At 71.0% G+C, this 26,911-nt stretch carries 17 protein-coding genes; 3 read left to right on the forward strand and 14 right to left on the reverse strand.

The genetic code is table 11. From position 1 onward, the window contains the following. Window positions 1–62: 62 nt before the first annotated feature. The 9 genes from ACFC1X_RS11160 to ACFC1X_RS11200 all read right to left on the reverse strand — a co-directional run bounded on the left by ACFC1X_RS11160 (window position 63) and on the right by ACFC1X_RS11200 (window position 19,259). Window positions 63–10,922 carry an SDR family NAD(P)-dependent oxidoreductase gene (locus ACFC1X_RS11160; RefSeq protein WP_376351198.1) on the reverse strand — a complete coding sequence of 3,620 codons (10,860 nt, stop codon included), beginning with the start codon at window positions 10,920–10,922 and terminating at the stop codon, window positions 63–65. Window positions 10,923–11,020: 98 nt separating this feature from the next. Next, complete coding sequence (locus ACFC1X_RS11165) at window positions 11,021–12,289, reverse strand: methylaspartate mutase (protein WP_376351201.1); 1,269 nt, start codon at window positions 12,287–12,289, stop codon at window positions 11,021–11,023. Beyond that, window positions 12,286–12,741 (reverse strand): cobalamin B12-binding domain-containing protein, encoded by a 456-nt coding sequence (locus ACFC1X_RS11170; RefSeq protein ID WP_376351204.1) that lies wholly within the window; start codon window positions 12,739–12,741, stop codon window positions 12,286–12,288. Before ACFC1X_RS11170 ends, ACFC1X_RS11165 begins: the two co-directional genes overlap by 4 nt. Then, window positions 12,738–13,979, reverse strand: coding sequence for a type III PLP-dependent enzyme (locus ACFC1X_RS11175; protein WP_376351207.1), 1,242 nt, complete (start codon window positions 13,977–13,979; stop codon window positions 12,738–12,740). The genes ACFC1X_RS11170 and ACFC1X_RS11175 overlap by 4 nt, the downstream gene beginning before the upstream one ends. Further along, complete coding sequence (locus tag ACFC1X_RS11180) at window positions 13,976–15,502, reverse strand: AMP-binding protein (RefSeq protein WP_376351210.1); 1,527 nt, start codon at window positions 15,500–15,502, stop codon at window positions 13,976–13,978. The genes ACFC1X_RS11175 and ACFC1X_RS11180 overlap by 4 nt, the downstream gene beginning before the upstream one ends. Then, window positions 15,499–17,079, reverse strand: coding sequence for an amino acid adenylation domain-containing protein (locus tag ACFC1X_RS11185; RefSeq protein WP_376351212.1), 1,581 nt, complete (start codon window positions 17,077–17,079; stop codon window positions 15,499–15,501). The genes ACFC1X_RS11180 and ACFC1X_RS11185 overlap by 4 nt, the downstream gene beginning before the upstream one ends. A gap of 13 nt (window positions 17,080–17,092) precedes the next feature. After that, window positions 17,093–17,344, reverse strand: a complete 252-nt coding sequence (locus ACFC1X_RS11190) for a phosphopantetheine-binding protein (protein WP_376351215.1) — start codon at window positions 17,342–17,344, stop codon at window positions 17,093–17,095. Between the two features lie 30 nt (window positions 17,345–17,374). After that, on the reverse strand, window positions 17,375–18,310 hold the full coding sequence (locus ACFC1X_RS11195) for an ACP S-malonyltransferase (RefSeq protein ID WP_376351218.1): 936 nt from the start codon (window positions 18,308–18,310) through the stop codon (window positions 17,375–17,377). A 31-nt stretch (window positions 18,311–18,341) separates the two neighbouring features. Then, complete coding sequence (locus ACFC1X_RS11200; protein WP_376351221.1) at window positions 18,342–19,259, reverse strand: proline iminopeptidase-family hydrolase; 918 nt, start codon at window positions 19,257–19,259, stop codon at window positions 18,342–18,344. Between the two features lie 351 nt (window positions 19,260–19,610). On the opposite strand from ACFC1X_RS11200, the gene ACFC1X_RS11205 reads away from it, so the two are divergent. Genes ACFC1X_RS11205 through ACFC1X_RS11215 form a run of 3 tightly spaced genes read left to right on the forward strand, consistent with a single transcriptional unit; the run spans window position 19,611 to window position 22,349 of the window. Beyond that, window positions 19,611–20,843: a cytochrome P450 gene (locus tag ACFC1X_RS11205; protein WP_376351224.1), complete on the forward strand. Its 1,233-nt coding sequence runs from the start codon at window positions 19,611–19,613 to the stop codon at window positions 20,841–20,843. A 52-nt stretch (window positions 20,844–20,895) separates the two neighbouring features. Beyond that, window positions 20,896–22,131, forward strand: a complete 1,236-nt coding sequence (locus ACFC1X_RS11210; protein WP_376351227.1) for a cytochrome P450 — start codon at window positions 20,896–20,898, stop codon at window positions 22,129–22,131. A 26-nt stretch (window positions 22,132–22,157) separates the two neighbouring features. Further along, window positions 22,158–22,349, forward strand: a complete 192-nt coding sequence (locus tag ACFC1X_RS11215) for a ferredoxin (RefSeq protein WP_376351230.1) — start codon at window positions 22,158–22,160, stop codon at window positions 22,347–22,349. 63 nt (window positions 22,350–22,412) lie between these two features. Here the strand turns inward: ACFC1X_RS11215 and ilvC are convergent, their stop codons facing one another. From ilvC to ACFC1X_RS11240, 5 genes are all read right to left on the reverse strand, one after another. Next, window positions 22,413–23,411: a ketol-acid reductoisomerase gene (gene ilvC / locus ACFC1X_RS11220; protein WP_376351233.1), complete on the reverse strand. Its 999-nt coding sequence runs from the start codon at window positions 23,409–23,411 to the stop codon at window positions 22,413–22,415. A gap of 145 nt (window positions 23,412–23,556) precedes the next feature. Beyond that, entirely contained in the window at window positions 23,557–24,372 is an 816-nt protein-coding gene (locus ACFC1X_RS11225; RefSeq protein WP_376351235.1) for an ABC transporter ATP-binding protein, read from the reverse strand. Further along, the gene (locus ACFC1X_RS11230) at window positions 24,369–25,154 is read right to left on the reverse strand and encodes an ABC transporter permease (protein ID WP_376351238.1); all 786 of its coding nucleotides are present in this window, start codon (window positions 25,152–25,154) and stop codon (window positions 24,369–24,371) included. The genes ACFC1X_RS11225 and ACFC1X_RS11230 overlap by 4 nt, the downstream gene beginning before the upstream one ends. Next, a complete protein-coding gene (locus ACFC1X_RS11235) occupies window positions 25,151–25,948 on the reverse strand; it encodes an ABC transporter permease (RefSeq protein WP_376351240.1) in 798 nt (265 codons plus the stop codon). The genes ACFC1X_RS11230 and ACFC1X_RS11235 overlap by 4 nt, the downstream gene beginning before the upstream one ends. Beyond that, entirely contained in the window at window positions 25,929–26,900 is a 972-nt protein-coding gene (locus ACFC1X_RS11240; RefSeq protein ID WP_376351243.1) for an ABC transporter substrate-binding protein, read from the reverse strand. The genes ACFC1X_RS11235 and ACFC1X_RS11240 overlap by 20 nt, the downstream gene beginning before the upstream one ends. Window positions 26,901–26,911 lie beyond the last annotated feature (11 nt).

A 26,911-nucleotide genomic window follows, 5' to 3' on the forward strand; every position in this document is an offset into this window, starting at 1 on the left:
GGTGCGCCTGTGGCGGAGGCGTCCGGTGCCGGGCGTGGCGCGTCGTCCGGCACCGGGCGAGGTCATTCGGGACTGCTGCGGTTCATGGCGGCGCGCACGAGGTCGGCGACGGCCATGGACTTGATGTCCATGACCGGTTCGGAGGCGGTCGTGGCGGACGCGGGCTCGGCGAGCTTGAGCAGGTCGTCGAGGATCCCGGCGTCGCGGATCCGTGCGACGGGGATGCGTGAGATGAGGGCGCTCACCTCGTCGTCGGCCGGCGTGTCGGCGATGTCCGGAGCTGCGGCGGGTGCGAGCCGTTCGAGCAGGTGGCCGGTGAGTGCCATGGGCGTGGCGTAGTCGAAGACGAGGGTGGACGGGAGGCGCAGGCCGCTGATCGCGTTCAGCCGGTTGCGGAGTTCCACGGCCGCGAGGGAGTCGAAGCCCAGTTCGGTGAAGGCGCGACGCGGTTCGACGGCGGCGGGGCCGTCATGGCCCAGGACGGCGGCCACCTCGGTGCGGACCGAGGTGAGGACGGTGTGCTCGTGGTCGGCCGCGGGCAGCCCGGCCAGCTGTTCGCCGAGCGTGCGAGTGTGATGGTTCCGGGCGTCCCTGGTGGTGACACCGGCCAGGACGCGCAGTATCGCCGGCACGTCGTCACAGCGGCGGCGCAGTGCGGCGGTATCCAGTCGGACCGGGACCAGCGCGGGGTGGCCGGAGCGCAGCGCGGCGTCGAAGAGCTCCAGTCCCTCGTCCGGGTCGAGCGCACCGATGCCGGAGCGGGCGACGCGGCGTATGTCGCCGTCGTCGAGGCCCGCACCCATGCCCGCGCCGTCCCACAGGCCCCAGGCGAGGGAGGTGGCGGGCAGGCCGCGGGCGCGCCGGTGGGCGGCCAGGGCGTCCAGGAAGACGTTGGCCGCGGCGTAGTTGCCCTGGCCGGAGGCGTCGATGGTGCCGGCGGCCGAGGAGAACAGCACGAAGTGGGAGAGGTCGCGTTCGAGGGTGAGCTGATGGAGGTGCCAGGCGGCGTCCGCCTTGGGACGCAGCACGGTGTCGACGCGCTCGGGGGTGAGCAGGGCGACCGTGCCGTCGTCCAGGACACCCGCTGTGTGCACGACACTGTCGACGGGGTGGGCGGCGAGCAGTTCGGCGAGCGCCGAACGGTCCGCGACATCACAGGCGACGATGTCGGCGTGGGCGCCCAGGGCAGCCAGGTCCCGGCCCAGTTCGGGGGCACCGGGCGCGTCGGGGCCTCGGCGTCCGGCGAGGACGAGGCGGGTGACTCCGTGCCGTGTCACGAGGTGCCGGGCCAGCAGGGAGCCGAGTTCGCCGGTGCCTCCGGTGATGAGGACGGTTCCCCAGGGACGGCCGGTGTCCGGGTGCGCCGGCTCATCGGCGCGTGCCAGGCGTGGTGCGTGGGCCCGGCCGTCCTGCCACAGCACCTCCGGTTCCCCGGAGTCGAGGACGGCCGCGAGTGCGGCGCGGTCGGGCACGGCGGCCTGTGCTCCGCTCCGCCGTACGAGCACGATGCGACCGGGATCCTCGGCCTGGGCGGCACGCACCAGACCGTGCACGGCGGAGTGGGCGAGGGTGTCTCCCGTCAGCACCAGCAGCGTCGACCGTGCCCAGCGCTCGTCGCGGAGCCATTCCTGAACGGTTGCCAGGGTGGCGTCCACCGCGGCACGCAGGGTGGCGGGCACCTGTTCGTCGTCGGTGGGGGGCGCGCTCACTGGGAGGACGACGACGTCGGGCCCGGGATCCGTGACCGCGGTGAGGCCGGCGTGGGCGGGTGCCCGGAGTCCGAGGTCCTCGGGGCCGAGCACGGCCCAGGTGCGGCGGTCGGGGCGGCCGGCCGCCTCGGGGAGCGGTTCGCTCTCGACCACGTACAGCGAGCGCTGCCGTCCGGTGAGCCGGTCCGCGGCGACGGGCCTGGTGACGTAGGACTCGACGGTGGCGAGAGGCCCGCCGTCGGTGTCGGTCAGGTCGAGGCGGATGCCCTGTTGACCCCGGGTGACCCGCACCCGGGCGGTCAGGGACGCCTGCCCGTGCACGGCGACCGCGGTCCAGGAGAACGGCAGCTCGACCGTGCCCGTCGCCCTGTCCTCGCCGGACCCGCCGGATTCGCCGTCGGCCAGTGACGTGGCGTGCAGGGCTGAGTCCAGCAACGCGGGATGCAGGGTGTGGCGGGCGGCGTCCTGCCGGGCGTCGGCGGGCAGTTCGAGCTCGGCCAGGACGGCGTCACCGTGCTGCCAGGCGGCCCGTACGCCGGAGTAGACGGGCCCGTACTCGTACCCCTGCTCGTGGAGCCCCGGATAGAGACCGCCGATGTCGAGCGGCTTGGCACCCGGTGGCGGCCAGGTGCCGGCCGGGGCCGCCGCCGGGATGACGGAGGCGGCGAGCGTCCCGGTCGCGTTCCGGGTCCAGCCCTCGTCCTCGGGCGCGTCCTCCAGCTTGGAGTGGATCTCGACCGTGCCGTCGGGCCGGGCGAGGAGCTGGAGGCGGACGGCGCGGTCCCCGGGCACGGCCAAGGGGGCTTGGAGGGTGAGTTCCTCCAGGGCCGGACGACCGGTCAGCCGGCCGGCGTACAGGGCCAGGTCGACCAGCGCGGCACCCGGCACGAGCACCGTGCCGAAGACGGAGTGCTGGGTGAGCACCGGATGCGAGACGGTGGAGATCCTTCCGGTGAGCAGGAGCCCCGCGTCGCCGGGGAGATCCAGACGCGCGCTGACGAACGGATGGTCGAGCGTCGCGAAGCCGTGGCCCGCGGCATCGCCCCTCGCGGCCGCCGTGGGCAGCCAGTAGCGGCGGTGCTCGAAGGCGTAGGTGGGCAGGTCGAGCGAGTGTCCGGAGTAATCGCCGAAACACGCCGACCAGTCGACGTCCGAGCCGCGGGTGTGTACGGCGGCCAGAGCGGCGAGCAGCCCCGGTATCTGCGCGGTGTCCTTGCGGCCCGTCGGGATGAACGCGACCTCCATGTCTGGCAGGCAGTCGGGTCCCATGGCCGTCAGGGCGGGCGCGGCGCCCAGTTCGAGGAAAGTGTCGACTCCCTGCGCGGCCAGCGTCCCGACCGCGTCGGCGAAGCGGACCGTCCCACGGACGTGCCGCACCCAGTAGTCGGCGGAGCCGAGTTCGGACCCGGTCGCCTGCACGCCGGTGAGGGTGGAGACGATCGGCAGGGCCGGCTCCGCGGCCTTGAGCTCCGTCATGACCTGGTGGAACTCGTCCAGCATCGGCTCCATGTGCGGTGAGTGAAAGGCGTGCGAGACGCTGAGTCGCCGGGTGGTGGTGAAGCGTGCGGCGACGGCGGCGACGGCGTCCTCGTCGCCGGAGACGACCACGGCGCGCGGCCCGTTGACCGCGGCGATGCCGCACCGTTCGTCCAGGAGCGGCGCCACCTCTTCCTCCGTGGCCTGTACGGCGATCATCGCGCCGCCCGTCGGCAGGGCCTGCATGAGCCGGCCGCGCGCGGCCACGGCCGTGACGGCGTTGGACAGTGACCACACCCCGGCGACGTGCGCGGCGGCGAACTCGCCGACGGAGTGGCCGGCGAGCCATGCCGGGCGCAGCCCGAAGGACTCCAGCAGCCGGTAGAGGGCGACCTGGGTGGTGAAGAGGGCCGCCTGGGTGTAGGCGGTGCGCTCCAGGATCTCGGGGTGGTCTCCGAGGACCACTTCGGCGAGCGGTCGTTCCAGGTGCTTGTCGAAGAGGCCGGCGATCCGGTCGAAGTGCTCCGCGTAGACGGGGTAGGCGTCGTACCAGTCACGGCCCATGCCGGGGCGCTGGGCGCCCTGCCCCGAGAACAGGTAGGCGAGGGTGCCGTCGGTCGCCTCACCTGTGATCAGAAGCCCCGGGGCCTCGTGGCCGCGGGCGAGCGCGTCCAGCGCTTCGTCGGTCCGCCGCGCGTCGGCGGCGAGGACGACGGCCCGGTGCGGATGGGTGCCGCGGGTGGTGGCCAGGGCGCGGCCTAGTTCCGGGACCGCCGCTCCGGACAGTTCTCGCAGGCGGGCCGCCTGCCCGCGCAGTGCCTCGGGCGAGCGGGCGGAGACCGGCAGGGGGAACAGGGGCGGTGCGTCCGCCAGATACGGGGTTCCGGTCTCCGGTTCGGCCTCGGCCTCCGCGAACTCCTCCAGGATGACGTGGGCGTTGGTGCCGCTGATGCCGAAGGAGGAGACGCCGGCGCGGCGTGGCCGGCCCTCAGCCGCCGGCCAGGTGCGCTCGTCGGTGAGGAGCCGGACCGCGCCCTCCGTCCAGTCGACCTGGTGCGAGGGCGCGTCGACGTGCAGGGTGCGCGGCAGCCGGCCGTGTCGCATCGCCATCACCATCTTGATGACGCCGGCGACACCGGCCGCGGCCTGGGTGTGTCCCATGTTCGACTTGATCGAGCCGAGCCACAGCGGTTCGTCGTCGGGCTGCCGCTGACCGTAGGTGGCGAGCAGGGCCTGGGCCTCGATCGGGTCGCCGAGCGTGGTTCCGGTGCCATGTGCCTCGACGGCGTCGACGTCGGCGGTGGTGAGCCCCGCGGCGGCCAGGGCGGCGTGGATGACGCGCTGCTGGGAGGGGCCGTTCGGGGCGGTGAGGCCGTTGGAGGCGCCGTCGGAGTTGACTGCCGAGCCCCGTACGGTGGCCAGGACCCGGTGCCCGGCCCGCAGGGCGTCCGAGAGACGTTCGACCACCAGCATGCCGACGCCCTCTCCCCAGCCCGTGCCGTCGGCCGCGGCGGCGAAGGACTTGCAGCGGCCGTCGGCGGCCAGTCCGCGTTGCCGGGCGAAGTCGACGAAGGTGTCCGGGGTCGACATGACGGTGACGCCGCCGACCAGCGCGAGGTCGCACTCGCGCTGCCGGAGTGCCTGGGCGGCCAGGTGCAGCGTGACCAGCGAGGAGGAGCAGGCGGTGTCGACGGTGACGGCCGGCCCTTCCAGCCCCAGGGCGTAGGCGACGCGGCCGGAGACGACGCTGCCCAGGCTGCCGTTGCCGAGGTAGGCGGCGAGGTCGTCGGGAACGTCGGTCAGCCAGGTGCCGTAGTCGTGGTACATGACGCCCGCGAAGACACCGGTGCGCGAGCCGCGCAGCGTCGCCGGGTCGATGGCGGAGCGCTCCAGTGCCTCCCAGGAGACCTCGAGGAGCAGCCGCTGCTGCGGGTCCATGGCGGTGGCCTCGCGCGGCCCGATGCCGAAGAAGCCGGCGTCGAAGTCCGCCGCCTCGTGGAGGAAGGCTCCCTCGCGGGTGTAGGTGCGGCCGGGTGTGCCGGGCTCGGGGTCGTAGAGCGTCTCGGTGTCCCAGCCCCGGTCGGAGGGGAAGTCTCCGACCGCGTCGACGCCCTCCGCGACGAGGCGCCACAGGTCCTCGGGGGAACGCACGCCGCCGGGGTAGCGGCAGCCCATGCCGACGATGACGATCGGATCGTCCTCGTCGGCCGGGCGGACCGGCGCCGGTTCGGCGGTCGGCTCCGCGGATCCGAAGAGACTCGCGTGCATGTGGTCGGCGAGCGCGCGTGAGGTGGGGTGGTCGAAGACGAGTGTGGCGGGCAGTCGCAGCCCGGTGGCGGTGTTGAGGCGGTTGCGCAGTTCGACGGCGGCCAGGGAGTCGAAGCCGAGTTCGGTGAACGCGCGCGTCGGGTCGATGGCGGACGGGGTGTCGTGCCGGAGCACCGCGGCCACCTCGTTCCTCACCAGCTCCAGCAGAGCGCGTTCCCGGTCGGCGACGGCCAGTCCCGTCCATGCCCCGTCCTGACTGGACACGGCATGCGACGCGACAGAGGCGGCGGCCCGGCGGGTGACGGGGCGGACGAGGGTCTTGAGCAGTGGCGGTATGCCGTCGGGCCGGCGGCGCACGGCGGTGGCGTCGATCTCGACGGGCACGAGGTGGGGTGCGGACGAGCGGACGGCCGCGTCGAACAGGCGCAGGGAGTGTTCGGCGGAGAGTCCCGGTACGCCGGCGGCGGCCACCCGTTCTCGTGCGGCGGCGTCCAGTGCGGCGCCCATGCCGGTGCCGGTGTCCCACAGGCTCCAGGCGAGGGCGGTGGCCGGCAGGCCCAGGGCTGCGCGGTGCGCGGCGAGGGCGTCCAGGTAGGCGTTGGCCGCGGCGTAGTTTCCCTGGCCGGGGCCGTCGAGGACGGCGGCGAGCGAGGAGAACACCACGAAGCGGGAGAGCTCGCGTCCGAGAGTCAGTTCGTGCAGGTTCCAGGCGCCCGTCGCCTTGGCGTGGAAGACCTCGCCGACCATGTCGTCGGTGAGGCTCTCCACGATGCCGTCGCGTACCGTGCCCGCGGCGTGCACCACGGAGTCGACGGGATGCCGCGCCAGGAGAGCGCGCAGGGCGTCCCGGTCGCCGATGTCGCAGGCCTCGACGGTGACCTCGGCGCCGAGCGCGGTCAGTTCGGCGTCCAGTTCAGGGGCGTGGCCGCGGCGTCCGACGAGCACCAGCCGGCGTACACCGTGGGCCCGCACCAGATGACGGGCGACCAGGGCACCGATCCCACCGGTGCCTCCGGTAATCAGCACGGTCCCCCAGTCGGCGGCGGACCGGGGCTCGGCCTGGGGCTCGGCCATCAACCGGGGCACGGTGAACCGGCCGTCCGCGAGGGAGAGTTCCGGCTCGCCCGTGGCGAGCACCTGCCGTAGTTCCGTCTCGGTGGGCAGGGTGTCGTGCTCGACCAGTACGTAACGGCCCGGGTTCTCCGCCTGGGCCGAGCGGACGAGCCCGCGCACGGCCGCACCGGCGGGGTCGGCGGGCGAGGTCACTACGACGAGGGGAATCGCGGCCGACCGTTCGTCGGACTGCCAGATGTGCAGCAGCCGCAGTGCGTGCAGAACGTGCGCCCGCGCGTCGGCCGCGTCCGCGCTCGGGGAGCCTGGCGGGCGGTGCATCACGGCATCGGGTGCACGGCCGTCGAACAGCGCGTCCACGGCACCAGCCAGAACGTCGCCGGCCAGGACGTTGCCGGCCGGCCCGTCGTAAAAGGTGTCGCCCGGGGCGTCGCCCCCGGTGTCCAGGACGGCGGTGCGCAGCGGTGCGGTGGCTGTGGGCCGAGGATGCGGCGACCACCGCACCGCGTACACCACGTCGCCGTCCGGTACGGGCACGGACGTCATGCCGTCGATGTCGGCGACCGGCGTCCCGGTGACGTCGGCGAGGTGCAGGGCGAGGGTGTCGGCGCCGGTACGGCTGATCCGTACCCGGAGGGCAGAGGCGCCGGTGGTGTGCAGGCGGACACCGGTCCAGGCGAAGGGCAGCAGTACCTCGGAGCGCAGCGGGGCGTCGAGGTCCGCGGCGTGCAGCGCGGCGTCCAGCAGCGCCGGGTGCAGTCCGAAGTTCCCGGCCTCGGCGGCGGTGTCCTCGGGCAGGGCCACCTCGGCGTATACGTGGTCGCCGTCGCGCCAGGCCGCGCGCAGACCTTGGAACACGGGCCCGTAGGCATATCCCTGCTCCGCGAGGTCCGCGTAGGCCCGGGACACGTCCAGCGGCTCGGCGTCCGGCGGCGGCCAGTTCCCCGGCTCGGCGACGACCGGGGCGGCGGGGGCGGCGGCGAGCACTCCGGCCGCGTGCCGCGTCCAGGGCGCGTCGTCTCCGACACGGGAGTGGACCGTGACGCTCCGGCGGTTGTCCTCGTCGGGCTCCCCCACGGCGACCTGGACGGCGGTGTCCTCGTCCGGCGCGAGCACCAGCGGGATCCCGAGGGTCAGTTCCTCAAGGACGGTGCCGCCGACGTGGTCGCCGGCCCGCAGGGCGAGTTCGACGAAGGCGGTGCCGGGCACCATGACCCGGCCCGAGACCACGTGGTCGGCGAGCCAGGGGTGGGTGCGGGTGGAGAGGCGGCCGGTGAGGACGACGCCCTCCGCGCCGACGGCCACCACGGCCGCCAGCAGCGGGTGCCCGGCGGCGACCTGGCCCAGTACGGCCGCGTCGGTGGGGGTGCCCGGCTCCAGCCAGAACCGGCGGCGCTGGAACGGGTAGCCGGGCAGCTCGACCCGGCGGCTGCTCGCCCCGGCGAAGTGGTGGACCCAGTCGACGGGGACACCGCGCGCGTGCGCCGTCGCGAGTGCGGCGGCGGCCTCGCGTGGCTCGGGACGTTCGCGCCGCAGCGTCGGCACGAAGGCGACGCCGGGCGTGTCGGTGCAGTCCGGGCCCATCGCCGCCAGCACCGCGTCCGGGCCGAGTTCCACGAAGGTACGCACCCCGATGTCGGCCAGCCGGCGGACGGCGTCGTGGAAGCGGACAGGGGCCCGGACGTGTTCGACCCAGTATTCGGGGTCGCACAGTTCACGGCCGACCAGGTCACCGGTGACGGTGGAGACCACGGGCAGCGTGGGCTCCGCGTAGTCCAGCACCCGCGCGACCCTGCGGAACTCCGTCAGCATCGGGTCCATCAGCGGCGAGTGGAAGGCGTGGCTGACCCGCAGGCGTTTGGTGTCGTGCCCGCGCGCGGAGAGTTGTGCGGCGATGCGCTCGACCTCGTCGTGGTCGCCGGAGACCACGACGGAGGCGGGGCCGTTGACCGCCGCGATGCCGGTCAGCGGGGTGAGCAGCTCGGCGACCTCGTCCTCGGCGGCACGGACGGCGATCATGGCGCCGCCCTCGGGAAGCCGCTGCATGAGGCGACCGCGGGCGGCGACGAGGATCGTGGCGTCCTGCAGGGTGAGCACACCGGCGATGTGGGCGGCGGCGATCTCCCCGACGGAGTGCCCCGCGAGGTGGTCCGGCGTCATGCCCCAGCCGCGCAGGAGGCGGTGGAGGGCGACTTCGACGGCGAACAGCGCGGGCTGCGCGTACTCGGTGTGATGCAGCAGCTCCGCCTCGGGGGTGCCCGGCTCGGCGAACAGGACGCTCTTGAGCGGCCGGGGCAGCTGGAGGTCGAAGTGGCCGCAGACCTCGTCGAGTGCGGTGGCGAACGCGGGTTCGGCGGCGGCGAGTTCGCGGCCCATCCGGGCCCGCTGGCTGCCCTGCCCGGTGAAGAGGTAACCGAGTTCGCCCCCCGTCGGCCCGGTCACGGGAACGGCCCCGGACGCCACGGCGGCGAGGGCGTCGCGCAGCTCGGCGCGGTCGGCGGCGACGAGCACGGCCCGGTGCGGGAGGGCGGCTCGGGTGGTGGCCAGGGAGTGCGCGAGGTCGGCGGGCTCCGTGGTGTCCACGAGAGGAAGCAGATCGGCGGCGCGTGCCCGCAGGGCGGTCTCACCGCGTGCGGAGAGCGGGAAGAGGAAGGGGGTGGACGGGGCCGGGACGGGAGACGCGGAGACGTCGGCGGTGGGCGAGAGAGCGTCCGGACGCTCGGCGTGGTCCTCGGGACCGGGCTGTTCGAGGATGATGTGCGCGTTGGTGCCGCTCACGCCGAACGACGACACACCCGCCCGGCGCGGCCGTCCGGTGTCGGGCCACGGCCTGGGCTCGGTGACCAGTTCGACGGTTCGGGAGGACCAGTCGACGTGCGGCGTGGGCGTGTCGACGTGCAGGGTCGCGGGCACGTGGCCGTGCCGCATGGCGAGGACCGACTTGATCACGCCGGCCACGCCCGCGGCGGCCTGGGTGTGCCCCAGGTTGGACTTGACCGAACCCAGCAGCAGGGGCTGGGCCGGGTCGCGGCCCTGCCCGTAGGTGGCCAGCAGAGCGGTCGCCTCGATCGGGTCGCCCAGACGGGTTCCCGTGCCGTGCGCCTCGATCACGTCGACGTCGGCGGCGGTGAGCGCGGCCTCGGCCAGTGCCCGGCGGATCAGACGCTGCTGAGACGCCCCGTTGGGGGCGGTGAGTCCGTTGGAGGCGCCGTCCTGGTTGACCGCGGTAGCCCGCACCAGTGCCAGTACCCGGTGGCCGTTGCGGCGGGCCTCCGAGAGCCGCTCCAGGACGAGGACGCCGACGCCCTCGGCGAAGCCCGTGCCGTCGGCGGACGCGGCGAACGCCTTGCAGCGGCCGTCCGGCGACAGACCGCGCTGCCTGCTGAACGCGGTGAAGACACCGGGGCCGCCCATGACCGCCACCCCGCCGGCCAGTGCCAGTGACGACTCGCCCTGGCGCAGCGAGCGGCAGGCCAGGTGCACGGCGACCAGGGACGCGGAGCACGCGGTGTCCACGGTGACCGCGGGCCCCTCGGTGCCCAGGACGTAGGCGACACGTCCGGATATGACGCTGGCGGCGTTGCCCGCCAGCAGGTGGGCGTCGAGCCCGTCCGGCGCGTCGTGCAGCCGCGGCCCGTACTCCTGCACCTCGGCCCCGAAGAACATGCCGGCCTGCGTGCGACGCAGCGCCGTGGGGTCGATGCCCGCTTCCTCCAGCGCCAGCCACGAGGTCTCCAGTACCAGCCGCTGCTGCGGGTCCATGGCGAGCGCCTCGCGCGGGCTGATGCCGAAGAAGTCGGCGTCGAACTCGGTGGCCGTGTCGAGGAAGCCGCCGGCACGCGCGTAACTGCTGCCGGGTACCTCGGGGTCTTCGTGAAAGAGCCCCTTCAGGTCCCAGCCCCGGTCCCGGGGAAAGCCCGACAGCACCTCGCGGCCGTCGGTGAGCAGCCGCCACAGGTCGTCCGGTGTCCCGATCCCTCCGGGGAAGCGGCAGCCGATCCCGACGATCGCCACGGGGTCGTCGTCCGGGCCGCCGCCGGTGCCGTCACCGGCCGGCGCGAACTCGAGAGGAACGTCGTCGCCCGTGGCCGCTCCGCCGGCCAGCAGCCGGTCGGTCAGGTCCGGCACGGTGGGGCACTCGTACGCCAGGCCGACCGGCAGGTCGAGTCCGGTACGCGCGGTCAGCCGACGGTGCAGGTCCACCGCCGCGAGCGAGTCCAGCCCTTGTTCGGCCAGTGGAACAGACGGGTCCAGGGTGTAGGCGATGCCTGGGCGGGCCGCCTCGATCGCCTCCGCGACGGCGGTGCGCACCAGCTCCGTCACCAGTCTGCGGGCTTGCGACGGCACGGCCGTGGCAAGCAGTCGCGCCAGGGCTGTTTCGGATCCGGGCCCGTTCATCCACGCCTCTCCACTGTCGACCGACACCGTTTGCCACTTTTCACTCACCGTATTGAGACCCCTCGACGTGTCACACCCGTAGGCACCCCTAGGGGGCGTTACCTCGACTCCGCCTCTGCCGAGGAAGCGTGACCGTCGTAGAAACGCCGCACATGGGAAAGAGAGTCGAGAAGGTCCGCCGATGTGACCGTGCGCACCGGACGTACTTCGGCGACGTGGTTCAGCGGCATCTTTCCGACATCGGCCCAGCACAGCCGGCCGTCCGCGGCGATATAGCTTCTGGTCAGTCCGGCATTGTCCGGGTGCAGGCAGTAGGGAACGTCCAGCCTGCCTTCGGCGAACGCCGCCAGCATCGCGGCGCCGAGGTCGTCGTCCAGGTTCAGTACGGCGTCGACCAGCGCGTACGCCTCCGCGTAGACCTCCGTCGCGCTTCCCTCCAGTGGGGAGCGTTCGGTGCGCGCGGCGACCCTGGCCGCGTGTTCCAGTGCTGCGACGTTCTCCGCGACCGTCGGGATGCGCCGGGATTCCGCGACCGTTTTCACGATCAGACGCTCCGAGTCGCTGGCGACGGCGAGTTCGGCTGCCTGTGCGATCAGAAAGTAGGCGCCGTCCTCGGTCTCGGGGAAGAGTCCCATATAGGCGTAGACGACGACGTGCCATTCGATGTCGGCCAGGAATTGCGCGCACAGGCTGCGCAAGGCCGCGATCGCTTCCCTGTCCTGGCGCGCGTTGGTCTGCTGGGCATAGCTCACGGAAATACTTCGTATGCCGTGCCGTCGGAAGAAGATCGCCTCCAGGACACTGACCGCCACCAGCAGTCCGGGCGGGCAGAGCTGGCCGAGCACGCAGCCGCCGAAGGTCTCCAGGTGCGGCTCCGAGCCGGTGGCGGACAGCTCGGCGAACAGCTCGCAGGACTGGGACCAGTGGGCGACGGAGTCGCGCAGGGGGACCCTGCCGTAGGGAAGGCAGTAGGAGACGGGCCCGCCCTCGGACGCGTCGAGCCCCACGGCGGCGAGGGCCCGGAAGATGTGCTGCGGTGCCGCCGAGCCGTGCCGGACCTGCACCGGGAACCCGGGTCCGTGGATGCCGTCGAGGACCCTGCGGGTGGTGGCCGGCTCATGGCTGGCCAGCGGGTAGCCGTTCAGGTCGGCGCCCTCCAGGATGGCGAGTTGGGCCGACTCGAGGTCTCCGACCCGGGTGTAGCTGTCCAGGGTGAGGGTGCCGACCGTCGTCGCGTCGGCGTCCCGGGTGGCGAGCAGCCCGGCCCGCATACGATCCGGATGACTCATCCCCATCCGGGGCTGGACGACCAGCCGCCCGGCGTCGTGGGCTCGGCGCACGAAGGTGCCGAACCCAACGCCGGTCACACCAGGGTCCGCTGGGGCAGGGAGTCGAGCAGGAGCCGGAAGGTGGCGATGCCGTCGCTGGTGTCGTCGAACACCGCGTCGTAGCCGGCCGCGCGCAGGGCGGCCGCCTCTTGGTCGTCGCAGGGTCCGGCGATGCCGAGTTTGCCGCCGATGACGGCGGGCACCGCGGTGAGCCCGGGGTGCTCGCGCAGCCGCGTGATGGTGCGCATGCCGTCGTGGTAGCCGTGCCCGTTGACGCTGCTGACCACGATCAGCACGGGATCGTGTGTCAGGGCCTGCTCGATGAGCAGGTCCTCGGGCACGCAGGGGCCGAGGTTGATGACGCGACGGCCGTGCTCCTCGATCAGGAGCTGGAGGTAGACGAGGTTCCAGGTGTGGGAGTCGGAGATGCCGCCGGCCACGACGACGGGCTGCTCGGCGGGGCCGGGGGTACGGAGGGGGATGTCACTCATCGCAGGGCCTGTCCGTGTTCGTAGGTTCGTACGTGCTGGATGCGGGACGCGGAGACGACGTCGTCGCCGCGGACGACGATCTCCGTCGGGGCGGGCCTGCCCAGGAACATCAGGAGACTGGCGGTGGGTCCGTAGGACCCGGCGTTGGGGACGGTCAGCAGGTCTCCGGGTTTCGGGTCGGCCAGCGGCACATTGCGTCCCAGCAGATCTCCCGGGGTGCACAGGGGTCCGGCGAGGTGGGTCGGGGCGCCGTCCGCTGCCAGGGACTCCTGCGGCTCGACGGAGACCGGCATGATGCGACCGAGGCCCGACATGCCGCCGAAGGTGTTGATGCCGGCGTCGAGGACGGCGTAGCGGGTGCCGCGGCTGTCCTTGACGTTGACGACGCGGGTGAGGAGCACCCCGCTGTCGGCGACCAGGTAGCGGCCCGACTCGCAGGCGATGCGCGGGGCGCCGTCGCGCCAGCCGGGGAAGTGCTCGTCGAGGGACACGGCCAGGGCGTCGCGCAGAGTGCCGTAGACGGGACGTTCTCCCCGCACCGCGTACGGTGCGGCGAAGCCGCCGCCGAGGTCGATGAGGCGGAACGTCACACCGAGCGTCTGCTGGAGCGCGGCGGCGGTCGTGATGGTGTGCCGGAACTCGGCGATGAGGCTCGCTTCGTCCTTGGCGTTGCTCAGCGGGAAGAAGTGCAGCCCGGCGAGGGTGGTGCCGGGCACTTCGCGCAGATCGGCCGCGTGTTCCGCCAGGGTCTCGGCGTCGAATCCGAACTGCGAGGGCACGCCGGTCATCCGGATGCTGGTGGCCGCCGCTCCCGTGGCGTTGTTGACGCGGAGCAGACATTCGGCGGTGACGCCGAGCAGCGATGCCGTCTCGCCGACGCGTCGCAGGTCGCCGGGTGACTCCACGGAGAAGGTCCGTACGCCGCTGGACATCGCCTCGGTCAGTTCCTCGGAGGTCTTCCCGGGACCGGTGTAGAGCACGTCCGTACCCTCGTAGCCGGCCTGGAACACGGCGTCGAGTTCACCGACGGAGCTGATCTCGGCGCCGCAGACGCGGCCGGTGCCGGTACGCATCTGGCGCAGGATCTCCGGGTGCGGGTTGGCCTTGGCCGCGTAGAACACCGCCACTTCGTCGGGCAGGGCGGCGAACAGGTCGTCCCGCGCCGTCGCGATCCTGTCCAGGTCGTAGACATAGGAGGGCGTACCGAAGCGTTCGGCGAGTTCGGCGGTGCGCGTCACGGCGTCGTTCCTTCCAGGAGACGGATGAGCTGCTTGCGGTCGTGCTTGCCGTGCGCGGTCAGCGGCAGCTCGTCCAGGACATGGCTGACGCCGGGTACCTTGGCCGGCTCCAGCCGCAGGGACAGTTCCCTGAGCAGCACATGAGGGTCGATGTCGCCCACCGCGAACACCGTGAGGTCCCGTCCGTCGGCGGGCGGCAGCACAGCCGCTGCTCGCACGCCGGGAACGTCGGTGGCGGCAGCCTCGATCTCGGTGGTGCTCATGCGTACGCCCTTGTGCTTGAACATGTCGTCCCGGCGGCCCTCGTAATACAGGAACCCCTCTTCGTCGACGTGCCCGAAGTCGCCCGTGTGCAGACGGAGTCCGCCGAAGGGGGTGAGCCGGAAGACACGTGTGGTCTCCTGCGGTGCGCGCCAGTAGCCCGGCATCACATGCGGTCCCTCGACGACGATCTCGCCGGTCTGCCAGGGCGGCAGCCGGTGCCCGGCGTCATCGACGACGAAGGCCCGGGTGCCGGGGAGCGGCCGGCCGACCGAGTCGGGCCGGGCGTCCTGGTGGGCGGGCGGCAGTACGGAGACGCGCTTGCACTCCGTCTGCCCGAACTGAATGACCACGTCCGCCCCGGGGAAGGCGGTGCGCAGTGCGTCGGCGGTGGCCTTGGGCAGGGCGGCGCCGGTGTTGGTGAACATGCGCACGGTCGAGCCGGCGGGCGGTTCGCGTTCCGCGAGCGAGCAGATCATGGTGGCCAGGGACGGCACGATGGGCACGATGGTGGCACCGGTCTCGCGGATACGGCGCAGCAGCACGAGATCGGACTCACCGTCGGCGAGGACCAGTTTGCTGCGGCCGGCCGCGGTCAGAAGGACCTTGTAGAGGCCGTAGTCCCAGGAGATGGGAAAGCGGCAGAACACCACGTCGTCGGAGCGGTAGCCGAGTTCCAGGTTGATCGCCTCGGTCGCGAACACCATACGGCCGTGCGGGCACACGACGGCTTTGGGTGCCGCGGTGGAGCCCGAGGTGTAGACGAGGACGGCGATGTCCTCGTGCTCCACGGCATGGCCGTCTCCGCGGGCGTCCTGTGCGTGCAGCTCGGCGATGCCCCGCCAGGCCTCGCTCAGACCCAGGACGGGGACCGCCTGCGCGAGCGAGGAGACGCGGGCCGCGGCGGGGTCGCTGACGATGACCAACGAGGGTTCGCAGTTCTCGACGACCGCGCGCAGGTGGTAGTCCTTCATGCCGGTGTTGACCGGGACGAGGACCGCGCCGCGGCGGGCGGTGCCGTACAGCAGTGCCACCAGTTCACGGTCGCTGGGCACCTGTACGAGGAGCCGGTCGCCGTGTCCGACGCCCTGCTCCTGGAGCCAGGCGTCCACGGCGTGGCTCCAGCGCGTGAGCTCCAGATAGGTCCAGCTTCCGGTCGCGTCGGCGACCGCCGTCCCGTGGGGGTGGTCGGCGGTCGCCTCGTCGAGCAGGTCGTGCACCAGTGCCTCGGTGCGGGCCTGCGCCTTCGGTCCAGCGGTCACGACGACTCCTGTCGTCCTTCGGTCCCGTTCCCGGACCCTGCGGGCTGCTGCTTCAGGGTGGTGGCACGGGAGGTGAGATTCCTGCGGTCGGTCTTGCGATTGGGATTGAGCGGAAGCGCGTCCAGATGGTGGTAGGCGCGGGGAACGACAGCGGCGGGCAGCAGCTCGCGCAGATGACGGGCGAGTCGCGCGGGCGGAACGGGATCGCCGGTGTGGAAGACGGCGAGTTCGACCGTGCCGTCGACGGGTACCGCCACCGTCACCGCGTTCTCTACGCCCGGGCAGGTGCGCACCGCGGCGTCGACCTCGGCCAGCTCCACGCGCACACCGTGCACCTGGACCTGGGCGTCCTGCCGGCCGAGATAGAGCAGGCCGTCCTCGTCCGTGCGGCGGACCCGGTCACCGGTGCGGTAGAAGCGCTGTCCGTCCCGGTCGAGGAACCGTCCCGCGTCGTCGGCCGGGTCCAGGTAGCCGGATGTCAGCTGCGGCCCCGCGACGCAGAGCTCGCCCTCTCCGGTCGTGCTCGGTGCGCCGTCCTTGTCCAGCAGCAGTGTGGGGTGTCCGGCGTGCACGGTGCCGATCGGCACCATGTCGTGCAGGTGGCGCCGGCCGGGCCGCCATCGGTACGCGGAGACCGTGATGGTCAGCTCGGTGGGCCCGTACAGGTTCTCCAGCTTCGTGCCCGGCGCGGCGACCGCCCAGTCCTCGGCGTCCGGGCAGCTGAGCGCCTCCCCCGCGAAGAAGCTCCAGCGCAGGGTCGGCATCTCCGCGCGCCGCAGTCCACCGGTGCGCCGTACCAGGGCGATCGCGCTGGGCGTGGAGAACCACACGGTGAGACCCTGCTCGGCCACGAACCGCGGGAGGTGTGCGTAGGCGTGCGCCGGAACGGGCGCCAGCGTGGCCCCGGCGCCCCAGGCGCAGAACAGGTCGAAGAACGCGCAGTCGAAGTTGAGGTCGAAGGTCTGTGAGAACACGTCCCGCGGGCCGAAGTCGTACCGCTCGTCGAGCAGGGCGAAGTAGTGCGCGGTGTTGGCGTGGGTGACGGGCACGCCCTTGGGACGGCCGGTGGAGCCGGAGGTGAACAGCACGTAGGCGACGTCCGTCGGACGCGTCGGCATGGGGGCCTTCAGCGCCCGGTCCGCGTCGACGGGGACTGACGGATGTGGCTGTTCTCCGGCGGCGTACAGCGTGGGCAGCGTGACGCCCTGTTCGTGCAGTGCGGTGAGGGCGGGCAGGGTCTCGTCGGCGGCGAGCAGCGCGCCCACGCCGGCCGCCTCGATCATCTGCTGGGTGCGGGCGGCGGGAAAGGCCGGTTGCAGGGGGACGACGGTGGCACCGCTGTAGAGACCGGCCAGCAGGGCCGTGTACGCCGATGGTCCCTTGCCCCCGAGCACACCCACGGCGGGCGGCGGGCCGGGGAAGTGGGCCAGCAGCGAACCGGCGAGCACGAGGGCGCGTTCGTGCAGTTCGCGGTAGGTGAGGGCGTCGCCGTCGGCCCGCAGGGCGGTCCGGTCGGGTGACCGGGCCAGCCCGCGCAGGAACCGTCCGGACAGCGTGCCGTCGACGGTGGGGTCCACGTTGTCCGTCCCGTCAGCTCGCGCTGCGCTGGAGCATGCTCTCGACGGTCTTCCACAGCACGCCCGCGGTGCGGAAGGTCTCCATGGTCAGAGCACTGTCCCGGAAGCGGATCTGATACGTCTCCTCCAGCCCTCCGAGCAACTGGACGGTGCCCAGGGAGTCCAGGCCGAGGTCCTTCAGCTCCTCGTCGGCAGGGAGCGGCTCCTGGGGCGGCAGGAACGGCAGGAAGGTGCGGAGTATCTCTTCGAACTGGTCGTCCCACATGGGTGTGCCTCCTGGGGATCGGCGGGGGGGTCAGACGGGGCGCGCGTCGCGCCGTGGTGTCATCGCCAGGCGGGGGTGCGCGGCGATGACCTGAAAGGTGCGGACGGTGCGGGGTACTCGGCCGAAGAGGCTGTCGGGCCCGGCGACACACAGACGTCCGACGCCCGCGTCCTCCAGAGCCGTGGTGACGCTCGGCCAGTTCATGGGGTGGTCGAAGCTGTCGAGGAGCATGGTGCGCAGCTCCTCACCTGTGTGCAGCAGCGTGCCGTCCTGATCGGCGACGACCGGCAGCTTGGGGTCGGAGAAGGTGTACCGGGAGATGACCTCGCGCTCCGCCATGGCGCGCAGCGGTGCGAACAGCGACGCGTGCATGGGGGGACGCATGCTGTAGAGGGGAAGGCTGCCGATCCCGCGCAGTCGCTCCAGCAGCCACTCCACCCGCCGCTCGGCCAGGGACACCATCCAGAAGCCGTCGTCGATGTAGCAGGAGATCTCGTACCACTCCCCCGCCTCGCCGAGTTCGGACAGGATCGGGTCCAGCTCCTCGCGCGGCGCGCGGACGAAGGAGAGCGTGACGATGTCCTGGTGATGCGAGGCGAAATAGGTCTCCAGGCACCGGGCGATCTCGGCGGTGAGACGCACGGCGTCGGGCAGGTCGAGGGCACCGGTGTAGGCGATGGCCGCCTTCTCCCCGAAGCTCGGTCCGGCCACGATGTCCGGGGACACGTCGAGATGCTCTCGTGCCCAGTAGGCGCTGGCCAGGCAGTTCACGAGGAAGGCGACCTGGGCGGCCTCCGAGTAGTCGCCCTCGGCGGTGCGGAAGGCGTCCACGAGGGAGTAGCCGAGGGCTTCGTCGGCGACGGCGACCAGGTCCCGGGCGTGCGGGTTGGCGACCATGAACCGGCCGACCTCGGAGAACGGGACGGGTCCCATGCCGGGGAAGACCAGAGCGGTGGCGTACGCCATGGCGGTGTCCCGCCTCCTTTCGGTTGGCACGTCACAGGCCGGTGAGGAAGTCGGTCATGACCTCGAAGAACCTGTCGGGTTCCTCGAGATGGGGCAGGTGGCTGGAGTTCTCGAAGATCTCCCAGCGGGCTCCGGGGACACGGTCGTAGTAGGGCCGTACGACGGTGGGGGTGGCCTCGTCGTGACGGCCGCTGAGGACGAGGGTGGGTGTGCGCACCGAGTCGAGTTCCTCGACGATCGACCAGTGCTTCAAGGAGCCGATGACGTGGAACTCGTTGGGGCCGTTCATTGCGTAGTAGACCGTCGGATCGTTGTAGATCTCCATGAAGGAGGAGAGGAAGTCACGGGGCCAGGGGGTGAGCCGGCACACGTGGCGTTCGTAGAAGACCTTCATGGCCGCCAGGTACTCATCGGTGTCGTAGGTACCGGCCGCCTCGTGCCGCAGCAGGGTCTCCTGCACGTCCGGCGGCAGTTCCGCTCGCAGCCGGGCCATCTCCTCCAGCCACACGGGGTAGGAGGCCGGCGCGTTGGCGACGACAAGACCGCGCAGCCCGGGTGGACGTCGCATGGCGTGCCGGGCGCACAGCGGGCCGCCCCAGGACTGCCCGAACAGGACGTAGTCGTGGCTGACACCCACTTCCGCGAGCAGGTTGTCCAGTTCGTCGAGGAAGAGGTCGACGGTCCAGAACTCCGCGCCCTTTTCCGGCAGATGGGTGGAGCCGCCGTTGCCCAGCTGGTCGTAGTGGAGGACGGGCCAGCCGTCTTCGGCGAGGCGGGTCAGCGGTAGCAGGTAGTCGTGGGTGCTGCCGGGGCCGCCGTGCACGACGACGACCACCGGACGTGGCCCGCCTGTCTCACCGGTCAGCCGGTACCAGGTCCGATGGTCCCCGAAGGGCACGGTGCCCTTGACGCTCGGGACGAGACCCGGCGTGCTGGGTTCCGGGCACACGGTGATCACCTCTCCTGGACTCGGGAGGACGGCGGCGTCCGGTGGAGGACCGCCGGCCGGGGCTGGGGGGTGCGACAGCGGGCGCACCGTGCACCCGCCGTACTCCGCAGCCGACGCTAGCCGCCGCCCCGACCTCGCCAGCCCCCTAAATGCCCCTAGTGGCACCGGACGTGACGGCCGCCACGTGTGGTGCGCACCGAGGCTCGGGGGTCTAGGGGCGGTTAGGGGTGGGCGTTCATGACGGCCGCTGCCTAGCGTGCGGAGCAACGCCGGCCTCGGCCCACGGGCGCGGAGCTGGTGGCCCTTCCCCGGCGTCGGCGTCCCGTTTCCGACCGTGCGAACAGGACTTTCATGAGTACACCTGCCGAAGCGGCCCATGAGGACGCCCTGCCGGAGTTCCCGATGCGACGGGCCTGCCCCTACCGCCCTCCCACCGACTACGCCGAGCTGCGTGAGGCCGAACCCGTCTCTCAGGCCCGTCTTCGGGTCAACGGCAAACGGACTTGGCTGATCACCCGGCACGACCTGTACAAGAAGCTGCTGGGCGACTCACGGGTGAGCGCGAACCTGAAGCTGCCGGGCTACCCGCTCCAGGTGCCGGTACCCGAGGAGACCCTCCAGTCGGTACCGCTCACCTTTCTCTCCATGGACCCGCCGGACCACACCGTCCAGCGTCGCATGCTGGCTCCGGAGTTCAGTGTGCGGCGGATGCGGGAGCTTCGGACCCGGGTCCAGGAGATCGTGGACCAGCAGATCGACGTCATGCTCGCCAAGGGCGGCGAGTCGCCGGTGGACCTGGTGACGGCCCTCGCGCTACCGGTGCCGTCCCTGGTCATCTGCGAACTGCTCGGCGTCCCCTACGAGGATCACCCGCGCTTCGAGAAGTGGGCCTGGGCCATCATGAACCACGACGTGAGCGACGAGGAAAGGGGCCTGGCGCACTACGAACTCGACCGCTACGTCGACGGGTTGGTCACCGAGAAGGAGAGCGAACCCGGCGACGACATGATCAGCCGGCTGATCGCGTTCAACCGGGAGACTCCGGCGGTGCAGCACTCGGACATCGTCAGCATGTCCAAGCTGATGCTGGTGACCGGTCATGAGACCACCGCGAACATGATCGCGCTGGGCGTCATGGCTCTGCTCGAACATCCCGAACAGCTCGCCGCCGTGCGTGCGGAGCCGGAGCTGATGCAAGGCGCGGTGGAGGAACTGCTGCGCCTGTTCTCCATTTCCGACGCCGGCACGGCGCGCGTGGCCTTGGAGGACATCGAGCTGGCCGACGTCACCATCCGGGCCGGCGACGGCATCCTGCCGTTGAACAACGCCGCCAACCACGACGAGCGGGTCTTCCCCGACGCCGACCGGTTCGACGTCCGCCGCGAGGCCCGCAGCCACCTGGCCTTCGGCTACGGCGTCCACCAGTGCATCGGCCAGAACCTGGCACGTATGGAACTCGACGTCGTCTACTCGACACTGCTGCGGCGCATACCGACACTGCGGCTGGCCGCGCCCGCCGACGAACTGCGCTTCAAGGACGACGCCATCGTCTACGGCCTGTACGAGCTGCCCGTCACATGGTGAAGCCGCCCCCGACCGGGCGCCCTTCGTTCACCGAATCCTTCGAGAGGCACTCATGACCGAGCCCGCCGACGCGGCGCCCGACAATCCGACGCAGCTTCCCCAATTCCCCATGCGGCGCACCTGCCCGTTCAGCGAACCGAGCGAGTACGCCAGGATGCGCGAGGAGAGTCCCGTCTCCCGCGCCGCGCTGAAGGTGAACGGCAAACCGACGTGGCTGGTCACCCGGCACGAAGACGTCCGCCAGGTGCTCGGTGACTCACGGGTGAGTTCCAACCTCAAGCGGCCCGGCTACCCGCACCAGTTCCACATCTCCGACGAGATGCTGGCCCACGCCCGGCTGATGATGCTGTCCATGGATCCGCCGGACCACAGCGCACAGCGGCGCATGCTCATTCCGGAATTCACCGCCCGCCGGGTGAAGGAGATGCGTCCGCGCATCCAGGAGATCGTCGACGAGCGCGTCGACGCCATGCTGGCCTCCGGCGACACGGCGGACCTGGTGGCCGCGCTCGCCCTGCCGGTGCCGTCCCTGACGATCTGCGAGCTGCTCGGCGTCCCCTACGAGGACCACGCCGAGTTCGAGGGCTGGTCGGCGGCGATGATGAACCACGACCTCAGCCCCGAGGAATACGGCGCCGCGGTGCAGTCGCTGGACATGTACCTCGACAAGCTCGTCACCCAGAAGGAGAGCCAGCCGGGAGACGACCTGATCAGCCGCTTCCTGGAGAAGAACGCCGCCGAGCAGGTCGCCGACCACGCGGACGTGGTGACGATGGCGAGGATGATGCTGGTCGGCGGTCACGAGACGACCGCCAACATGATCGCACTCGGCGTACTGGCCTTGCTGGAACATCCGGACCACATGGCCGAGTTGCGATCCGACCCGGCACTGCTGCCCAACGCCATCGAGGAACTGCTGCGGGTCTTCTCCATCTCGGACTCCGGCACCGCCCGGGTCTCGGTCGAGGACATCGAGGTGGGCGGAGTCACCATCCGGGCCGGCGAGGGCATCCTGGCCCTGAACAACGCCGCCAACCACGACGAGCGGCTCTTCTCCGACCCCGGCACACTGGACTTCCACCGCAAGGAGGCACGCAGCCACCTCGCGTTCGGCTACGGGATCCACCAGTGCATCGGGGCGAACCTGGCCCGTGCGGAGCTGGAGATCGTGTACGGCACACTGCTTCGCCGCATCCCCGGTCTCCGGCTGGCCGTGCCCGCGGAGAGCCTCCGTTTCAAGGACGACGCCATGGTCTACGGCGTCTACGAGTTGCCCGTCACCTGGTGACGGCCGAACCGAATCGGATATCCACCATGCGTGTCAACGCGGCCAACGACCGGTGCGTGGGCTCCGGTCAGTGCGCGATGCTGAGCCCCGACGTCTTCGATCAGGACGACGACGGCCTGGTGATCGTCCTCCAGGACGAACCGCCGGCCGAACTGCGTGAAGAGGTGCATCGGGCAGCCGATCTGTGCCCGTCACGCTCCATCGAGGTGCAGGAGTGACGTGTCGTTCGTGGCACCCGAAGGGGCCGGAGCGGCACCGCTCCGGCCCCCAGGGTGTGACGTCTACGCCTCTGCGTCGACCCAGCTCATGAGCTTGCGCAGCTCCTTGCCCGTGGTCTCCACCAGGTGCTCGGAGTCCTGCTTCTTGTACTCGTTGTACTTCTTCAGACCACCGTGGTACTCGTCCATCCATCCCTGGGCGAACGAGCCGTCCTGGATCTCCGCGAGGACCTTCTTCATCTCGGCCTTGGTGGCGTCGGTGATGATCCGCGGGCCGGTGACGTAGTCGCCCCACTCGGCGGTCTCCGAGACCGACCAGCGCATCTTCTCCAGGCCGCCCTCGTACATGAGGTCCACGATCAGCTTCAGCTCGTGCAGGCACTCGAAGTAGGCGATCTCCGGCTGGTAGCCGGCCTCGGTCAGGGTCTCGAAGCCCGCCTTCACCAGCGCCGCGGTACCACCGGCGAGGACGGCCTGCTCGCCGAAGAGGTCGGTCTCGGTCTCCTCGGTGAAGGTCGTCCTGATAAGCCCCGCCCGCGAGCCGCCGATGCCCTTCGCGTACGACAGGGCCAGCGCGAAGGCGTCGCCGGAGGCGTCCTGCTCGACCGCCACGAGACACGGCACCCCGCGCCCCTCCTCGTACTGACGGCGCACCAGGTGGCCCGGGCCCTTGGGGGCGACCATGCAGACGTCCACGCCGGCCGGGGGCTTGATGAAGCCGTAGCGGATGTTGAGGCCATGACCGAAGAACAGCGCGTCGCCGTCCTTCAGGTTGTCCTTGATGTGCTCCTCGTAGACCTGGGCCTGGATCGGGTCCGGGACGAGGACCATGATGACGTCGCCCTCGGCGGCGGCCTCGGACGGGCTCACCACGCGCAGGCCCTGCTCCTCGGCCTTGGCCTTGGACTTCGAGCCCTCGTGCAGACCGACGCGCACGTCGACGCCGGAGTCGCGCAGCGACAGGGCGTGGGCGTGGCCCTGGCTGCCGTACCCGATGACCGCGACCTTGCGGCCCTGGATGATGGACAGGTCGGCGTCGGCGTCGTAGAACAGCTCGGCCACTGGGTTCTCTCCTTGTGTGCAGGTGTCGCGTCCCACGACAGGCGCGATGGAACTGAGTATATGAACGATATTACCTAGTTCCAAGGCTACCAGCCGGTGAAATCGAGCCGAGTCATCAGGCCACGGCGCCGGCCGACACATTCCCTCAGGTCAGAGTGGACTCGACGGCCGCTCCGGGTTTGTCCGGGTGCACGATCGCGTCGTAAATGACGCGGCGATATTCCAGGAACCGCGTGTCGGCCTTCGCGGCCAGCTCGTCGCGCGGCCGTTCGAGCTCGATCGCGACCTCGGTGACCACGTGACTGGGCCGGGCGCTGAGCACGATCACGCGATCGGCGAGGAATATCGCCTCGTCGATGTCGTGCGTGATCAGCAGGGTCGTGAGCCCGAGCTCGGCCGAGATCTCGGCGGTCATCAGCTCCAGCTTGATTCTGGTCTGGGCGTCGACCGACGCGAACGGCTCGTCCATGAGGAGCACCCGGGGGTGCGTGGCGAGCGCCCGCGCGATCGCGACCCGCTGCTGCATACCGCCCGACAGCTGCCAGGGATAGTGCCCCTCGACATCGCTGAGGTGCACTCGCTCAAGCCCTTCGGAGACCCGCTCGTGGCGCTCTTGCCGGGACAGTCCGCTCAGTCCGAACTCGACGTTCTTGCGCACGCTGAGCCAGGGGAAGAGGCTGCGGTTGTACTCCTGGAAGACGATGCCGAACCTGTCGGGCACCTTCCGGATCGGCTGTCCGTCGAAGGTGAGTTCACCGTGGCTGGGCTTCAACAGGCCGGCGATGGTGCGCAGCAGGGTGGTCTTGCCGCAGCCGGACGGACCGACGATGGCGACGAACTCCCCCTCGCTGAGGGTGAAGGAAACCGAGCCGATCGCCTCTGTCCGGGTTCCTCTCTCACTGACGTAGGTCTTGCCGATGCCGTCGGCCCGCAGGAGTTCGGGAGTGTTGGTGTGGTTCATGACGTGCGGCCCTTCATTCCGTCGAACCAGAACATGGCGCGCTTCTCGATCGCCGAGAAGAGCCCGGTCAGCAGCAGCCCGATGAGGGCGAGGATCACGACACCGGCGTACATCGAGGTGAGCGCGTAGAGCCGTTGTGCCTGGAGGATCAAGTAGCCCAGACCCGAGGAGGCACCGAACATCTCGCTGACCACCATGAGGATCAGGGAGACGGCCAGACCGATCCGCAGACCGATCATGATCTGCGGTGTAGCCGCCGGCAGCACCACACGGCGCAGTACCGCCAGGTGAGAGCCGGAGGTGTAGACGCGGGCACTCTCGATGTAGCCCGGCTCCACCCGCCGGACGCCGTCGGCCGTGTTGAGCAGTACCGGCCAGAAGGCGCCCAGCGCGATGATCCCGACCTTCATCACGTCGGTCGAGCCGTAGAGGACGACGGCGAGCGGGACCAGCGCCGGCACCGGGACCGCCCGGAGGAACTCCAACGTGGCCGTGGTCCACGGTTCCAGTGCCCGCCACCAGCCCAGCGCGACCCCGAGCACGATCGCCGCCGCGGCGCCCGCGACGAAGCCGACGAGCGCCCTGACCACGGAGGGCAGGATGTCGGCGGTGAGCGCGTCGGAGCGCACCAGGTCCCAGATCTCGACCAGCACGTCGGAGAACGGCGGGAACAGTCCACTGGTGTCGCGGCGTCCGAACACCTCCCACAGCCCCAGCAGCGCGATGACGAATGCCCAGCCGAGGAACTGACGCGCGAGGGATCGCGCCGTCGGACGCTTCATCGTCGGCCCTCCGTCGAGAGTTCCTGCCAGCCGGCGACACCACGTTCGGCAGCTGCCAGCAGCAGGTTGATGGTCACGCCGAACACACCGGTCACGAGCAGGCAGGCCCACACCACGTCGTTCCGGTCGGCGTTCTGACTGCTGACGAGCAGGCTCCCCAGCCCGGGGCTGCCCGAGATCAGCTGTGCTCCGACCGCGACCACCACACCGAGGCTCGCGCTGAGCCGAAGGGCGGTCGCGATCGACGGGACCGATGCCGGCAGCACCACCCGGCGCACGGTGGCGACAGAACTCAGTCCGAAGGACCGAGCGGTGTCGATCTGCTGCGGATCGACGGCGCGCACTCCGCCTCGGGTGCCGAGCAGCAGGGGCCACACGCAGGCGATGGCGATGAGGAACACCTGCATCCCGAGATCGATGTCGAACAGCACGATCGCCATCGGCACCAGAGCCACGGCAGGGATCGGACGCAGGACCTCGACGGCCCGCTCGGTCGCGCTGTCCGCCAGGTCCGACAGACCGACGACGATCCCGAGGGGGATCCCGATGGCGCAGGCCAGCAGGAGCCCACCGAGCCAGGCGAGGGCGGTGTTGCCGACCGCCGCCCCCATGTCGCCCTCGCGCACCGACGTCGCCAGTGCGTCGAGGATCGCCGCGGTAGAGGGCACGCTGGTCGAAGGCAGCGCTCCCGTGACCCGCAGCGCCTCAAAGGTGAGCACGAGCAGCGCCAGCCCGGCCAACGCCTTGAGCGTCCGCCGCGCGCCCGCCGCCCGCTCAGTCGGCGAGGAAGGCATCTGCGCTGTCCACCTTCTTGTCGAGCACGCCGACCTCGACGAGCAGCTCCGCCCAGGCGTTCCACGCGGCGGGGTCGTCCGTGGTGTCGACCGGCGCGAGGGAGATCACCTCGGACAGCTCGGGCGTGAGCTCGGTCATCTTCGGGATGGTCGCGCGGACTTCGTCGTCATGGGTCACGGCGTAATCGGCCGCCTCGTCGACCGCGGCGCGGAAGTCCTCGATCAGCTCCGAGTTGGCGCCGATGAACTTGTCCGAGGAGGCAATCGACGAGATGGACGTGGTGGGCGACAGCCCTTCCGAGACCGATACCAAGGGGACCACTTCACCCTTGGACTTCATGATGGTGGTGAAGGGCTCGGTCGCGATGATGGCGTCCGCGCGGCCGGCCTTCAGGGCCTCCCCCATGTTCGGGAAGGGTATCTCCACGAATTTGACCGACTGAGCGTCAACGCCGGCCTGGTCGAGCGACTCCATCAGTGCCAGGTCGTTGAGCTGGAACAGCGAGGCCGTCCCCACTTCCTTTCCGCCGAGATCCTTGAGCGACTTGATGTCGCTGTCCTTCGGAACCATCACCTGGATGGGGAAGCTGGCGGGGTCGTCACCGGCGATCGAGACCGTGGTGACGGACTTGAGCGGCACATTGTTGGCGCGGGCGGCCAGCAGTGCCGGCGCATTGGTCCAGACGAAGTCGGCGTCTCCGCTCATCAGGGCGGGTACGAGAGCAGCCGGCTCGACGTAGGAGATCTCCAGGTCGATGCCGTGCTTCTCGAAGATGCCCTGCTCCTTGGCCGCAACGATCGTGGCGGTCTGTCCGATCGCCATCGCGGCAAGGTTGACCTTGACGAGGCCGCCGGTTCCGGCCTCCTTCTTTTCGGCAGAACCGCAGGCTGTGGTGGTGAGGGCGGCCAGTACCGCCAGGGCCGGGGGCAGGACTGCAGTACGGACTCTCATCGGTCCCCATC

The organism is Streptomyces sp. NPDC056128, assembly GCF_042263835.1.
In the GTDB taxonomy this organism is placed as follows: Bacteria; Actinomycetota; Actinomycetes; order Streptomycetales; family Streptomycetaceae; genus Streptomyces.